Source organism: Campylobacter sp. FU_520 (assembly GCF_025772385.1).
Taxonomy (GTDB): domain Bacteria; phylum Campylobacterota; class Campylobacteria; order Campylobacterales; family Campylobacteraceae; genus Campylobacter_D; species Campylobacter_D lari_C.
The window spans coordinates 64,285-79,121 of the sequence record NZ_JAKMRZ010000004.1 but is presented as its reverse complement, the minus strand read 5'-3'; the positions used below and the strand labels follow the sequence as shown (position 1 = coordinate 79,121).

At 29.9% G+C, this 14,837-nt stretch carries 13 protein-coding genes; 12 read left to right on the top strand and 1 reads right to left on the bottom strand.

Annotated features, from left to right (window positions below; translation table 11 throughout):
* Positions 1 to 11: 11 nt before the first annotated feature.
* From pheS to efp, 8 genes are read left to right on the top strand one after another with little or no spacing between them, the layout of a single operon-like run.
* Positions 12 to 995, top strand: a complete 984-nt coding sequence (gene pheS / locus L8W55_RS02475) for a phenylalanine--tRNA ligase subunit alpha (protein WP_373274314.1) — start codon at positions 12 to 14, stop codon at positions 993 to 995.
* Positions 992 to 3,322 carry a phenylalanine--tRNA ligase subunit beta gene (pheT, locus tag L8W55_RS02470; RefSeq protein ID WP_263677161.1) on the top strand — a complete coding sequence of 777 codons (2,331 nt, stop codon included), beginning with the start codon at positions 992 to 994 and terminating at the stop codon, positions 3,320 to 3,322. The genes pheS and pheT overlap by 4 nt, the downstream gene beginning before the upstream one ends.
* Complete coding sequence (gene aroA, locus L8W55_RS02465; RefSeq protein WP_263677159.1) at positions 3,319 to 4,605, top strand: 3-phosphoshikimate 1-carboxyvinyltransferase; 1,287 nt, start codon at positions 3,319 to 3,321, stop codon at positions 4,603 to 4,605. The genes pheT and aroA overlap by 4 nt, the downstream gene beginning before the upstream one ends.
* On the top strand, positions 4,595 to 5,431 hold the full coding sequence (locus L8W55_RS02460; RefSeq protein WP_263675237.1) for a 4-hydroxy-3-methylbut-2-enyl diphosphate reductase: 837 nt from the start codon (positions 4,595 to 4,597) through the stop codon (positions 5,429 to 5,431). The genes aroA and L8W55_RS02460 overlap by 11 nt, the downstream gene beginning before the upstream one ends.
* Positions 5,432 to 5,486: 55 nt before the next feature.
* Positions 5,487 to 7,154 (top strand): 30S ribosomal protein S1, encoded by a 1,668-nt coding sequence (locus tag L8W55_RS02455; RefSeq protein ID WP_263677158.1) that lies wholly within the window; start codon positions 5,487 to 5,489, stop codon positions 7,152 to 7,154.
* A 6-nt stretch (positions 7,155 to 7,160) separates the two neighbouring features.
* Complete coding sequence (locus L8W55_RS02450) at positions 7,161 to 7,640, top strand: hypothetical protein (protein ID WP_263675239.1); 480 nt, start codon at positions 7,161 to 7,163, stop codon at positions 7,638 to 7,640.
* Positions 7,637 to 9,217: a phosphoglycerate dehydrogenase gene (gene serA / locus L8W55_RS02445; protein ID WP_263677157.1), complete on the top strand. Its 1,581-nt coding sequence runs from the start codon at positions 7,637 to 7,639 to the stop codon at positions 9,215 to 9,217. Before L8W55_RS02450 ends, serA begins: the two co-directional genes overlap by 4 nt.
* 60 nt (positions 9,218 to 9,277) lie before the next feature.
* Positions 9,278 to 9,847, top strand: a complete 570-nt coding sequence (efp, locus tag L8W55_RS02440) for an elongation factor P (RefSeq protein ID WP_039618934.1) — start codon at positions 9,278 to 9,280, stop codon at positions 9,845 to 9,847.
* An 18-nt stretch (positions 9,848 to 9,865) separates the two neighbouring features.
* Here efp and uvrB read toward each other — a convergent pair whose 3' ends face one another.
* Positions 9,866 to 11,839 carry an excinuclease ABC subunit UvrB gene (uvrB, locus tag L8W55_RS02435; RefSeq protein ID WP_263677155.1) on the bottom strand — a complete coding sequence of 658 codons (1,974 nt, stop codon included), beginning with the start codon at positions 11,837 to 11,839 and terminating at the stop codon, positions 9,866 to 9,868.
* A gap of 155 nt (positions 11,840 to 11,994) precedes the next feature.
* On the opposite strand from uvrB, the gene L8W55_RS02430 reads away from it, so the two are divergent.
* Genes L8W55_RS02430 through L8W55_RS02415 form a run of 4 tightly spaced genes read left to right on the top strand, consistent with a single transcriptional unit; the run spans position 11,995 to position 14,766 of the window.
* Positions 11,995 to 12,228, top strand: coding sequence for a hypothetical protein (locus tag L8W55_RS02430; RefSeq protein ID WP_012661890.1), 234 nt, complete (start codon positions 11,995 to 11,997; stop codon positions 12,226 to 12,228).
* Complete coding sequence (locus L8W55_RS02425) at positions 12,215 to 12,454, top strand: hypothetical protein (protein ID WP_012661889.1); 240 nt, start codon at positions 12,215 to 12,217, stop codon at positions 12,452 to 12,454. Before L8W55_RS02430 ends, L8W55_RS02425 begins: the two co-directional genes overlap by 14 nt.
* Positions 12,455 to 12,925, top strand: coding sequence for a type II secretion system protein (locus tag L8W55_RS02420; protein WP_263677154.1), 471 nt, complete (start codon positions 12,455 to 12,457; stop codon positions 12,923 to 12,925). It begins immediately after the preceding gene.
* The gene (locus L8W55_RS02415; RefSeq protein ID WP_263677152.1) at positions 12,922 to 14,766 is read left to right on the top strand and encodes a primosomal protein N'; all 1,845 of its coding nucleotides are present in this window, start codon (positions 12,922 to 12,924) and stop codon (positions 14,764 to 14,766) included. Before L8W55_RS02420 ends, L8W55_RS02415 begins: the two co-directional genes overlap by 4 nt.
* Positions 14,767 to 14,837 lie beyond the last annotated feature (71 nt).

Sequence of the window (14,837 nt, the reverse complement as noted above, 5' to 3'; positions counted from 1 at the left end):
AATTGCAAGATATGTTAGAAAAAATTGCTTCTGCAAATACTTTAGCAGAACTTGAAAATATAAAAGTAAGTGTTTTGGGAAAAAAAGGTATTTTGACTTTAGAATTTGCAAAGTTAAAAGATTTGCAAGGTGAAGAAAAAAAAGAATTTGCTAATGGTTTAAATAAAGCAAGAGATGAATTTAATGAAGCTTATCAAATAAAATTAAAAGAACTAGAAGAAAAAGCTTTAAATGAAAAAATGAAACAAGATGTGCAAGATTTTAGCTTTTTTGATGAAACTTCAAATGCTGGTGCTTTGCACCCAATCATGCAAACTATGGATAAAATCATAGAATATTTTACAGCTTTAAATTTCAGTATAGAAAAAGGGCCTTTGATTGAGGATGATTTTCATAATTTTGAAGCATTAAATTTACCACAAAATCATCCTGCAAGAGATATGCAAGATACTTTTTATTTTGAAGATAAAACCTTGCTTAGATCTCAAACTTCTCCAGTGCAAATTAGAACTATGCTATCTCAAAAGCCACCTATTAGAATGATAGCACCAGGTGCAGTTTTTAGAAGAGATTTTGATATTACCCATACGCCTATGTTTCATCAAGTGGAAGGACTTGTGGTAGAAGAGGGAGATAAAGTCAATTTTGCAAATTTAAAAGATATGCTAGAACATTTTTTAAAACATATGTTTGGTGATGTAAAAGTGCGTTTTAGACCTAGTTTTTTTCCTTTTACAGAGCCATCTGCTGAAGTAGATATTTCTTGTGTGTTTTGTAAAGGTTGTGGATGTAGGGTTTGTAAGCAAACAGGATGGCTTGAAGTTTTAGGATGTGGCGTTGTTGATCCTAATGTTTATAAATTTGTTGGTTATAAAAATGTAAGTGGCTATGCTTTTGGTTTGGGTGTGGAGCGTTTTGCCATGCTTTTACACAAAATTCCTGATTTGCGTTCTATGTTTGAAGGTGATTTAAGATTATTGGAGCAATTTAGATGATTATTAGTAGAAATTGGTTAAATGAATGGATTGACTTAAGTGAAATATCAACACAAACTATAGTAAATACTTTAAATTCTATAGGATTAGAAGTTGATAGTTTCAAAAGTGTTAAAGCTCCTCAAAAAGTTGTAGTAGGTAAGGTTTTAGAAAAAGTTAAACATGAAAATTCAGATAAATTGAATATTTGTAAAGTAGATGTTGGGAATGAAATTTTACAAATTGTTTGTGGGGCAAAAAATGTTGATAAAGATCAATTTGTAGCCGTATCTTTAGTGGGTGCAGTGCTTCCAAATGGACTTGAGATAAAACCTGCCAAACTTAGAGGAGTTGAATCTATGGGTATGATTTGCTCTTCTAGTGAGCTTGGTTTTGGAAAAAGCAATGAAGGTATTATGGTTTTAGATGAAAGCATGGGGGAATTAGTTCTAGGAAAAGCCTTAAATGATTATGAACTTTTTAATGATGAATTAATTGAAATAGAACTTACTCCAAATCGCGGAGATTGCTTGAGTTTATATGGTGTTGCTAGAGATTTAAGTGCAGCACTTGATTTAAATTTAAAAGAATTAAATCCTTTAAAAGAAAGTGAAAATAGCGTAGGTATAGGAAGAATACTAAGTATTAAAAATCAAAGCGATGTTGAAGGCTTTTTTGCTTATAAAGCATTAGAGATTAAAGAAGAATTTAAGCTAAATATTACGATACAAATTCGTCTTGCTTTGATTGAATTATATAAAAACAACAACATAGAAAATCTTTTAACTTATGCAACTCATGCAAGTGGAGTGATTTTTTGTGCTTATGATTTTCATAAGCTTTGTAAAGAATGTCAAATCGATGAAAAGATTATCTTAGAAATTAAAACTCAAGAACATGGAGAATATGGAGTTTATTATAAAGATGAATTGATTGCTTTAGCAGGTATAGAGCAAGAAGATAAATTTAAAATCAATGATGAAAGTAAAATCATCATTATAGAAGCAAGCTATACTCATCCTCAAACTATAGCAAATGCAATAGCCTTTTATAAAAAGAAAAATGACACTATATATCGTTCTTTAAGAGGTAGTGAGCCTAAGCTTTCTTTGGGAATGGAGTATTTATTTAATGAGTGCTTAAAAATTAGCGCGATGGGTGTTTTTTCAGGAAGTCAACAAGTTTTTAAAGAAAATGAAGCAAATATTATTGGTATTTTTGGTGCAGAGATTGATAAAATCATTGGTATGCCTATAGATAAAAATAATTTAGTAAAAATTCTTAAAAAACTAGGCTTTGAAATAAGTGTGGTAAATGATGAACAATTTAATATCAAAATCCCACTTCATCGCAGTGATATAGCAAATATAGCTGATATTAGTGAAGAGATAGTAAGAATTATTGGCATTGACAATATCCCATCAAAAGCTTTAGAATTTAAAGAAAAAAATCGCTTAAATAAAGTATATTTTGATTATCAAGAGCTTAAAAATTTAAGATTAAAAGCAAGTAGTAATGGATATTTTGAAAGCGTGCATTATGTTTTAGATAATGAAGAAGAATTAAGTCAATTAGGATTTAAATGTATTAAAAATAAGCTTATTAATCCTATCACCAATGAGCTTAATACTTTAAGAAGTACTTTGATAAATCATCTTTTAAATGCAGCAAGCTTTAATCTAAGAAATTCAAAAAAGAAAATCAAACTTTTTGAGTGCGGCAGTGTTTTTGATGAGTTTTCAAACGAGCATGCTAAATTTGCAATGATCTTTAGTGGCTACAAAGAAGAAGCTAAAATCACAAATAAAGCCAAGCTTGTTTTGGTAGATTTTTATACTTTTTTAGCAGAATTAAAGAGCATTATAGGTGAGTTTAGTTTGCAAAAATCAGAATATACATTTTTAAGCCCATATGAGCAAGCAAATGTATATAAAAACGGCAAGCGTGTAGGGTTTATAGGTAGAGTGCATTTAAGTATAGAAAATAAAAGAGATCTGGTTAAAACTTATATTTGTGAGCTTGATTTAGAAGGCTTAAAACAAGACTTTAAAACCGCTAAAGCTTATTCTAAATTTCCATCTATGAGCAGGGACTTAAGTATAGTTATACCTAAGGGTTTTGAATATGAAAAAATCAAACACACTATTGCTAAATTAGATATTGAAAGATTAGAAAGTTTTAGAGTAGTAGATTTATACACAGATGAGAATTTAGGCGATTTTTATAGCTTGACTATTAATTTAGTATTTAGAGATTTTGAAAAAACCTTAGAAGATAATATTATCCTTGAATATATTGATAAAATCATCAAAGCTTTAGATGATGAGCATGGTTTAAAACTTCGATGAAAATCAGTCCTATTGGTTCTTTTAGAGCAGAGCTTGAAGATATAGCTTCTGATAAGTCTATATCTCATCGCTTTGCTATCTTTTCTTTACTCACTCAAGGAACTTGCAAAATTAAAAATTATTTAAAAGCACAAGATACTTTACATACTTTAGCAATTATTCAAGCTTTGGGAGCTGAGGTTGAAGAAATTGATGGATTAATTTGCATTAAAGCTCCAAAATATATAAAATCTCCAAATTGTGTTTTAGATTGTGGCAATTCAGGTACAGCTATGAGACTTTTAATAGGTCTTTTAAGCGCTATTGAAGATGAAATTTTTGTACTTAGTGGGGATTGTTATTTAAATGCTAGGCCGATGAGACGTGTAAGTGAGCCTTTGATGAGTTTAGGGGCTAAAATTTATGGAAGAGCTAATGCAAATTTAGCACCTATTTGTATACAAGGAGCTAAGTTGGATGGTTTTGATTTTAGTAGTAATATTGCTTCAGCTCAGGTAAAATCAGCTTTAATCTTAGCAGCTTTATTTGCCAAAAAAGAAAGTTATTTTAAAGAAATTGAGCTTTCAAGAGATCATAGTGAGATTATACTTAATAAAATGGGAGCTTGTATTGAATATCTAAATGAGGAAAAAACTTTTATCAAAATCAATCCTTTAAAAGAAAAATTAAAAGCATTTGAAGTATGTGTGCCAAATGATCCATCATCGGCCTTTTATTTTGCCTTAGCTGCTTGTATTTTACCTCATTCAAAAGTAGTTTTAAAAAATGTTTTGTTAAATAAAACACGCATTGAAGCCTTTAAAATTTTAGAAAAAATGGGTGCAAAGATCACTTATAATATCACCAATGAAGATTTTGAAAGTATTGGAGAAATTTGTGTTGAAAGTGCGCCTTTAAAGGCGGTAAATGTGAGTGAAAATATCGCATGGTTGATTGATGAAATTCCAGCTTTGGCTATAGCTTTTGCTTGTGCAAAGGGAAAAAGCGTTATAAAAAATGCTGAAGAATTGCGCGTAAAAGAAAGCGATAGAATCAAATCAATTGTATTAAATTTGCAAAAATGTGGCATAAAGGTAAAAGAATTTGAAGATGGTTTTGAAGTAGAAGGCGGCGAAGCTAAAAGTGCTAAAATAGAAAGCTTTGGAGATCATAGAATTGCGATGAGTTTTTTAATTTTAGGTTTAAGATGTGGAATGGAAGTAGATGATAGTGAATGTATTAAAACTTCTTTTCCAAATTTTATTGAGATTTTAAAGCAAATAGGAGCTAAAATTGGAGATTGAACTAGCAAAAAGCTATGGATTTTGTTTTGGGGTAAAAAGAGCTATTAAAAAGGCTGAACAGATTAAAGATGCAGCTACCATAGGTCCTTTAATCCATAATAATGAAGAAATCACAAGACTTTGGAAAAATTATAATGTTAAAACATTAAATGATATCAATGAATTAAGCACAGAAAAAAAAGCTATCATTAGAACCCATGGTATTACAAAGCAAGATTTAGAAAAATTAAAACAAAAAGATATAGAAATTTTTGATGCAACTTGTCCTTTTGTGACTAAACCTCAAAAAATTTGTGAGCAAATGAGCAATGAAGGCTATGAAGTTGTAATTTTTGGAGATGAAAATCATCCTGAAGTAAAAGGGGTGAGAAGTTATGTAAGTACTAAGGCTTATGTAGTGCTTGATGAAAAAGAGTTGCTTGATATTAAATTGCCTTCTAAAATTGCAGTGGTATCACAAACTACAAAAAAGATAGAAAAATTTATGGAGATTGTGAATTTTTTAATGCTTAGAGTTAAAGAAGTGCGTGTTTTTAATACCATATGTGATGCGACTTTTAAAAATCAAGAAGCAATCAATGAGCTTGCTAAAAAAAGTGATGTAATGATAATAGTTGGAGGAAAAAATTCAGCTAATACTAAGCAACTTTTTTTAATAGCAAAAAATTACTGCGAGGATAGCTATTTAATCGAAAATGAAAAAGAAATTCAAAAAGAATGGTTTAGTGGCAAAGAAAAATGCGGTATTAGTGCAGGTGCTTCTACACCGGATTGGGTGATTGATTTGGTTTTGGAAAAAATCAAAGAATATACCAAAATTAACTAAGTTTAAAGAAAACAATACTATAATCAAGAATTAAAATTTAAAACAAAGGACCACGATGAGCGAGGTGAACAAAAAAGTTCAAAACAGACTAGAGGATATTATCATAGAAGAAGATTTTGAGCAAATGCTTGAAGAATCTTTTAAGTCTGATGAGGAGGCAACTACACAGGGTATAATTGTCGCGATTAAAGGCGATGAAGTATTTGTAAATGTAGGGCAAAAATCAGAAGGTATTTTAGCAATAGAAGAAATTCAAAACGACAAAGGCGAATTTATCTTCAAAGAAGGCGATACATTAGAAGTTGCTATAGTGGGTTCTCGCGGTGGCAGATCTTTACTTTCTCATAAAAAAGCTTTAAGAAAGCAAAAAGTTAAAGAATTTATTGATAATTATAAAGATGATGAAAGTATGTTTGATGTGAAAATCATTGGTAAAAATAGAGGCGGTTTTGTGGCTGTGGATGAAAATGGAGTAGAATTTTTCTTGCCAAAATCACAAAGTAGCTTTAAAGATTCAAATAACATCATCAATAAAACTTTCAAAGTTAAAATCATCAAAATAGATAAAGAAGCTCAAAGCATAGTAGTTTCTAGAAAAAAAATAGTAGATGAAGAAAGAAAAAAACGCAAAGAGATTATCTCAAATGTGTTAAATCAAGAAGAAATTATAGAAGGTGTTGTTAAAAAAATCACTACCTATGGTATGTTTGTTGATGTAGGCGGTGTTGATGGTTTGGTTCACTATAGTGAAATTTCTTATAAAGGGCCAGTAAATCCTAGTTCATTATATAATGAGGGTGATAAGGTTCCTGTAAAAGTGATTAAATATGATAAAGATAAAAAACATCTTTCTTTATCTATCAAACTTGCTATGCCTGATCCTTGGGATGAAATTAAAGATGGTTTAGAGGTTGGTGACACTATTAAGGTTACAGTTTCAAATATAGAGCCATATGGTGCTTTTGTTGATTTGGGAAATGATATAGAGGGATTTTTACATATAAGTGAAATTTCTTGGGATAAAAATGCTAAAAATCCAAAAGATTATATTAGTGAAGGCCAAGAGCTTGATGTGGAAGTAATTGAGATTAATGCTAAAGAAAGAAGACTTAGAGTTTCTTTAAAAAATTTATTAGCAAAACCTTTTGATGAGTTTTTAAAATCACACAAAGTAGGTGATGTGGTAAAAGGTAGTGTTACTTCTGTAACTAATTTTGGCGCCTTTGTAAAAATTGCAAACTTAGAAGGTTTATTGCACAATGAAGACGCTTCATGGAATAGAAACGATAAATGCAAAGATATGTATAAAGTTGGTGATGTTATAGAAGTTAAAATCATCAAGCTAGATAAAGAAAATCAAAAAATTTCTTTAAGCACTAAAGAATTGCAAAAAAGTCCTGTGCAAGTTTATGCACAAAAACACCAAGTAAATGATATTATCTCGGGAAAAATTAGAGATATTAAAGATTTTGGAGTTTTTGTAGAGCTTGAAGAGGGTGTTGATGCGCTAATTCACAAAGAAGATTTGGGTAATATTGATTTTTCAAGTTTAAAAGTAGGCGATACAATAGAAGCTTTGATTGTTTTCATTGATGAAAAGAAAAATAGAATTCGTTTAAGCGTAAAAAGTCTTGCAAGAATGAAAGAAAGAGAAGCGTTAAACGAAATCAATGATAATGATAAAGTAACTTTAGGTGATATTATCAAAGATCAACTTTCTTAATAACAAATGAAAAAATATACCCTTTATGGTATTTTAGGCTTTTTAAGCCTAGCTTTGATTGTTGCTTTTGTTTTTATGGTGAGATATGTAAATGTTGGAAATTTACCTATCTCACAAAATGTTAAATATTCTTTTGATGAAATAAAAAAGGAATTGCCACAAACTTGGCAAGATAAGCTTTCAAATCTTAAAATTAATGATTTTTCTCCAGCGGCAAATGAATTTTATATGAGTTTTAATATGGATGATTCTGTAGTAAAACCAAAACAAAAATTTTATATGCTTGATGTAAATAAAAATGATGTTTATTCTATGTTTTGTTTAAAGCAAACATTGCATTCTTTTTTTATCAAATATACTTTAACACAAAGCAAAGATGAAGTGGCAATTTATTTAGATACAAATAATGAAAAAGTTTTAAACGCACTGATCGACAAATTAAAAATTTACAACATAAATGCAAAATTAAAGGAGGTTTGGTTATGAAAAAAATTATTGTATGTGATGCAATATTAGACAAGGGTGTGGAGCTTTTAAGAAAAGCTGATGATGTAGAACTTATTGAAGCAGCACATTTACCTAAAGATGAGCTTTTAACAAAATTAAGTGATGTAGATGTGGCTATTACTAGAAGTTCAACAGATGTGGATTTGAAATTTATCAATGCATGTTCTAATTTAAAAGCTTTAGTTAGAGCAGGCGTTGGGGTTGATAATGTTGATATAGATGAATGCTCTAAAAAAGGCATTATAGTTATGAATGTGCCAACGGCTAATACCATAGCAGCAGTTGAACTTACTATGAATCATCTATTATGTTCTGCAAGATCTTTTGTCAATGCTCATAATTTTTTAAAAATACAAAGAAGATGGGAAAGGGAAAAGTGGTATGGTGTTGAACTTATGAACAAAACTTTAGGGGTTATAGGTTTTGGTAATATAGGTTCAAGAGTAGCTGTACGCGCAAAAGCTTTTGGTATGAAAGTTATAGCTTATGATCCTTATGTGGTAGCTTCTAAAATGACTGATTTGGGTATTGAGTGCGTGAATTCTTTAGATACAATTTTAACTCAAAGTGATTTTATTACCATACATACACCAAAAACAAAAGAAACAACAGATATGATTTCTTTTGAAGAAATTTCTAAAATGAAAGATGGTGTAAGATTGATAAATTGTGCTAGAGGTGGTCTTTATAATGAAGATGCATTGTGTGAGGGATTAAAAAGTGGTAAAATAGCTTGGCTTGGTATCGATGTGTTTAATAAAGAACCCGCAACTAATCATCCATTTTTAGACTTTGAAAATGTTTCTGTTACTTCTCATCTTGGTGCAAATACCTTAGAAAGTCAAGAAAATATAGCTATCCAAGCATGTGAGCAGGCTTTAAATGCTGCAAGAGGAATTTCTTATCCTAATGCTTTAAATTTACCAATTAAAACTGAAGATTTACCAAGTTTTGTAGCACCTTATATTGAGCTTATTTCAAAAATGGGCTTTTTGGCTGCTCAGCTTGATAAAACTCCCATTAAAGCGATTAAGCTTGAAAGTGAAGGACAAATTAGTGAGTATAATGAGTCTTTGCTAACTTTTGCAACAGTGAGTGTTTTAAGAGGAATTTTAGGTGAAAATATTAATTATATTAACGCACATTTTGTAGCTAAAGATAAGGGCGTGGAACTTTCTTCTTGTATTTTACCAAGTAGTGGCTATAGTAATAAAATCACCATAAAGGTAATCACAGATAATTCCAGCCTTTCTATCTCAGGAACTATTTTTGGCGAAAATGAACAAAGGATAGTAGAGCTAAATGGTTTTGATGTAGATTTTAAACCAAAAGGGAAAATGATAATTTTAAACAATAATGACATACCAGGGGTTATTGCTAATGTTAGTGGAATTTTAGCTAAAAATAATGTCAATATAGCTGATTTTAGACTTGGTAGAAATGGTTTTGGAAAAGCTTTAGCTGTGATTTTGCTTGATGCAAAAATTTCAAAAGCTTTGCTTGAAGAATTAAGAGCTGTTGATGCTTGTATTTTTGCAGAATATGCAGAAATTTAAGGCTTTTTATAAGCCTTAATTGTTACAATTATTTTTTAATTTTAAAATTAAGGAAAATATATGGCTTCTTATGGAATGGGAGATTTAAAAAAAGGTTTAAAAATAGAAATTGATGGTATTCCTTTTAAAATCGTAGAATATCAACACGTAAAACCAGGAAAAGGTCCTGCTTTTGTACGTATTAAAATTAAATCTTTTATCGATGGTAAGGTTTTAGAAAAAACTTTCCATGCAGGAGATAAATGTGAATCTCCAAATTTAGAAGAAAAACAAATGCAATATCTATATGATGATGGTGAAAATTGTCAATTTATGGATACTCAAACTTATGAGCAAGTTGCAATTAGCGATGAAGATGTGGGTGAAGCTAAAAAATGGATGCTTGATGGAACCATGGTGGATGTTTTATTTCACAATGGAAAAGCAATCGGTGTGGAAGTACCTCAAGTAATGGAGCTTAAAATTATCGAAACAGCACCAAATTTCAAAGGTGACACTCAAGGCTCAAACAAAAAACCAGCTACTTTAGAAACAGGTGCAGTAGTGCAAATTCCTTTCCATGTACTAGAAGGAGAAGTAATCCGTGTTGATACTGTGCGTGGAGAGTATATAGAAAGAGCAAATAAATAATCCCTTATTTTTAAGGGATTATAAAGTTCTTAATTTATTAATCTCATCTCTAAGCATTGCTGCTTTTTCAAATTCAAGATTTTTAGCCGCTTCTAGCATTTGTTTTCTTAATTCTTTTACTATTTTGGCGCGTTCTTTTGCAGGCATTTTTTCAAGTTCTTTGCCTTTGCGATAAATTTCTCCTTGCTCAAGTTCATGTTTTAAACTTTCTTCTATATTTCTTTTTACTGAGGTTGGTGTGATGTTGTGTTTTTTATTATAAGCTTCTTGTAAAGCCCTTCTTTCATTGGTAGTATCGATAGCTTCTTGCATGGATTTTGTGACTTTTTTGGCAAAAAGCAATACTTTTCCATTGACATTTCTAGCAGCACGTCCCATCGTTTGAATGAGTGCAGTGGTGCTTCTTAAAAAGCCTTCTTTATCTGCATCCATAATAGCTATAAGAGAAACTTCAGGCAAGTCAAGTCCTTCTCTTAAAAGATTAATCCCGATTAAAATATCAAAAGCACCACTTCTTAAACCACGGATGATTTCATTACGCTCTATTGCGTCAATTTCTGAATGCATGTATTTTACTTTTAAGCCAAGTTCTAAGTAGTATTTACTAAGCTCTTCAGCCATTTTTTTAGTTAAAACAGTTATTAAAACTCTTTCATTACGCTCTATAACTTTTTTAGCTTCATCGTATAAAATTTCTACTTGATTTTCACTATCTTTGATTTCTATTTTAGGATCTAAAAGTCCTGTTGGACGCATGATTTGATAAAAAATATTTTCTTTGCTTAATTCTAGTTCTAAAGGCGCAGGTGTAGCTGAAACAAATAAAAATTTACAATTTTTATTAATAAATTCATCAAACATCAAAGGTCTATTATCTAAAGCACTTGGCAAACGAAAACCATAATCAACCAAAGTTTGCTTTCTGCTTCTATCCCCTGCAAACATCCCACGAAATTGCGGTAAAGATACATGAGATTCATCTACAATGACTAAAAAATCTTGGTTTTTAATAGCAAAATAATCAAAAAGCGTATAAGGTGTATCGCCACTTTTAAGTCCTGTTAAATGCAAGGCGTAATTTTCAACTCCTTTGCACATGCTAGTGCTTTGAAGCATTTCAAGGTCAAATTCTACTCTTTGTTTTAGCCTTTGTGCTTCTACGAGTTTATTTTCATTTTCAAAATAAGCAAGGCGTTCATTTAATTCAGCTTTTATACCTTTTATAGCCTCTTTAAGTCTAGCCTCACCTACGCTAAATTGACTGGTTGGGTAAAGTATAAATTTTTTTAAGTCTTTACCTTTTTTATTTTCTAAGACATTATAATGATACATCGCCTCAAGCTCATCGCCAAAAAACTCAAGCCTAATAGCTTCATCCTCATAATAAGCTGGATATATATCTACTATATCTCCATTTACTCTAAAATCAGCCCTATCAAAGAAATTATCATTGCGTTTATAACCCATATCTACAAGTTTTTTTAAAAGTTCTTTTTGTGAAATTTGCATACTAAGTTCTAAAATCAAAACCATACCTACATACTCACTTGGATTTCCCAAGCCATAATTTGCCGAAACACTAGCTATACAAATAACATCATCATAACTTAAAAGCGAAGCACTTGCGCTTAGTCTTAATCTTTCTAAGTCTTCATTAGTAGAGCTATCTTTTTCTATAAAAACATCCGTTCTTGGTATATAAGCTTCTGGCTGATAATAATCATAATAGCTTATAAAATACTCCACATGATTATTTGCAAAAAAGCCTTTAAATTCACTATAAAGTTGCGCGCATAAACTTTTATTGTGACTCATGATAAGAGTAGGCATGTTTAAGTTTTTAATGATATTTGCCATAGTGAAAGTTTTTCCACTACCTGTAACACCTAGTAAGGTTTGGTATTTATTGCCTGCTTTAATGCTTTTTATTATACCATCAATGGCTTGTTTTTGATCAGGACTTGGCTTAAAATCACTAGTAAGTTCAAACATAAATTTTCCTAACTTGTATTTTTGCTAATTTTACACAAAATTTTTTGTAAAAATTTAAATTTTAAAACAAAAAGCTATGCAAAATTAAATTTTTTTTTGTTACAATTATGTGTTTAAAATACTCTAAAATATAAAATCAATAAAGGCAAGAAAATATGTATGATGAAAGAATAATCAACACAATGACAGATAAAGTAAATGAGCTTTTGGCTAAATATAATGAAGTATGTGAAATCAATGAAAATCTAAGAAATGAATTAGTAAGTGTAAAAGCACAAAATGAAGCTAAAAACAATCAAATCGCGCGTTTAGAAGAAGAGCTTAAAAATAAAAATATTGAAAGCGAAGATGTGATCAAAAAAATAGAGGCAGTTCTTGGCAAACAATAACCAAAGAAAAGTTACAATTAATGTCTATGCAAAAGATTTTGTTGTAACATGTAGTAATGAATTTGCAAATCATCTTGAAGATGAAATTGCTTTAATTTCTGGAGGCACAGGCAAGATAGAGCTTGCAAATTTCATTAATGCTTTTGTAAAACTTAGCTACGAAAACTATATCTTAAAAAAAGAACTCAATAAACTTATCAATACTATCGATGAAGAAATAAAATAAATGCAAATAAAAAAAGCTTTTACTTTGATAGAGCTTGTTTTTTGTATGATGATTATTGCTATTCTTAGCGTAATTGCTTATCCGTATTTTTCTTTTGGAAAAAACGATGCTAAACTCATTCAAGTAAAAAGTGAGGTAGAGCTTATCAATGCTTCTTTGTCTTTACTCAAAAATCAGTTTTTATTTAAAGAAAGTAAGGATTTTCCAACAATTTTAGATGAAGCTTTAATAAATAGTGAAAATCAAAAATTATTTATATGTTCTAATTCTCAAAATCATAAAAATACAAAACAATGTACTTATAGTGTTTTAGAAAAACCAATCATTTCATCTAAAAAATCGTGGATGAAAATAGCAAATACTCAATATAGATTTTTTATAAATGCTAAAAATTACATAGATTTTTCTTATAATAGCGAAAAGGTTTTTTTAGAATGTGTGAGTTTAAATTGTAAGGATTATGGGTTTTGAATTTTTATCAACTTGCTATTAAAGGATATTATTTAGATACCTTAACTTATGAGAGTGAGGAAGAATTTGAAATTTTAGATGAGGTAGTGGTTGATCTTGCAAGGAAAAAAAATCTTAAAGCTATAATTTTACAAAAATGCCCAAAGCCTGATTTTAAAACCCAAGCTATAAAGGAAAAAACAGGTTTTAAACTAACGCAATACCAATACGAACTTGCTCAATTTATTGCTTATTATTATGCTAGTAAAATAGCTTTTGTTTTGGGTATGTTTGAAAGCATTAAAGAATATAAAAATGAAAAAATTCATATAGAAAAAGCACCTAGTTTAAGTAAAAACCAGCAAGAGGCTTTGGAGTTTATAAAAACCAAACAAACTAGTTTGCTATTTGGTGATACAGGAAGTGGCAAAACTGAAATTTATATTAGCTTGATAAAAGAATATTTAGAGCAAGGAAAGCAGGTTTTGCTTTTAATGCCAGAAATCGCTCTAACTCCGCAAATGCAAAAAAGATTAAAAGTGTATTTTGGCGAGCATTTTTTCTTGTGGCATTCTAAAATTACTAAGAAAAAAAAGCAAGAATGTTTGCAAGATTTGGCAAATTCAAAAGCTCTTTTAGTGGTGGGAGCTAGATCGGCTTTGTTTTTACCTTTTAAGAATTTAGGTTTGATTATTATTGATGAAGAGCATGATAATTCTTATAAAGCTTCTAATAATCCAAAAATCAATGCCAGAGATTTGGCTTTATTTATAGCAAAAAAAATGCATATAAAAGTTCTTTTAGGTTCGGCTACTCCAAGTGTTGTAAGTTTTTATAAACATCCTTGTTTTAGACTTAAAGGAACCTTTTTTGAAAGTAAAAAGCAGTTTTTGTATGATGAGAGTGAGCTTGGTGTTTCATTAAAATTGCTTTTAGAATTAAAAATTAGTTTAAGAAATAAAAAGCAAGCCGTGGTATTTTTGCCTACAAGGGCAAATTTTAGACAAATTTTATGCAAAGAATGCGCTAATACCATTAAATGCCCTTTTTGTTCTATTGCTTTGAGTTTGCACAAAAATAAAAATGCATTAAAATGCCATTATTGTAATTTCACCAAAGAAATCGATAAAATCTGTCCAACTTGCAATGGAGTTATGCTTGAAGCTAAAAAAATGGGCACGGCAGAGCTTTGTGAGCTTTTAGAAAGAGAATTAGCTGAGTTTAATCCCATCATAAAAAGATTTGATAGTGATGAGATTAGCAGTGTAAAAAAGCTTGATATGACTTTAAAAGATTTTAATCAAGAAAAAATTGATATTTTAGTAGGCACTTCTATGCTTGCTAAAGGACATGATTATCACAACGTGGATTTAAGTGTGATTTTGGGGCTTGATGAGTACTTATTTAGGCCTAATTTTAAAGCTTTGGAAGAGACTTTGGCTCTTGCTATGCAAGTAGCAGGTCGTGCAGGTCGTAAGGGTGAGGGTAGGGTGCTTTTACAAACTAAAAATAGATCTTTTTTTGAAAAATATATACAAGATTATGATAGTTTTTTAAAAGATGAATTAAATGCTAGAAGCGGGCTTTACCCTCCATTTAAAAGACTTTTAAGGTTAATTATTGAAGATGAGGATAAAAACAAAGCATTAAATTTGTGTGAATTTATAGCTAATAAAGTTCAAGAATTAAAACAAGTGCAATTAGTAGGACATGGTGCTTGTGGTATTGAAATGCTAAATAAAAAATGGCGTTTTTATGTATTGTTACGTGCCAATACCCATCAAGAACTTGTAAAATTTGAGCATTTTGCTTTAAATTTTAAAAATATTACTTGCGATATAGATCCAGTTGATTTTTCTTAAAAAATATATTTATTTATAAATAATTATTATTTTATAATAAAAACAATATTTTATTTTTAATTTTAAATTTA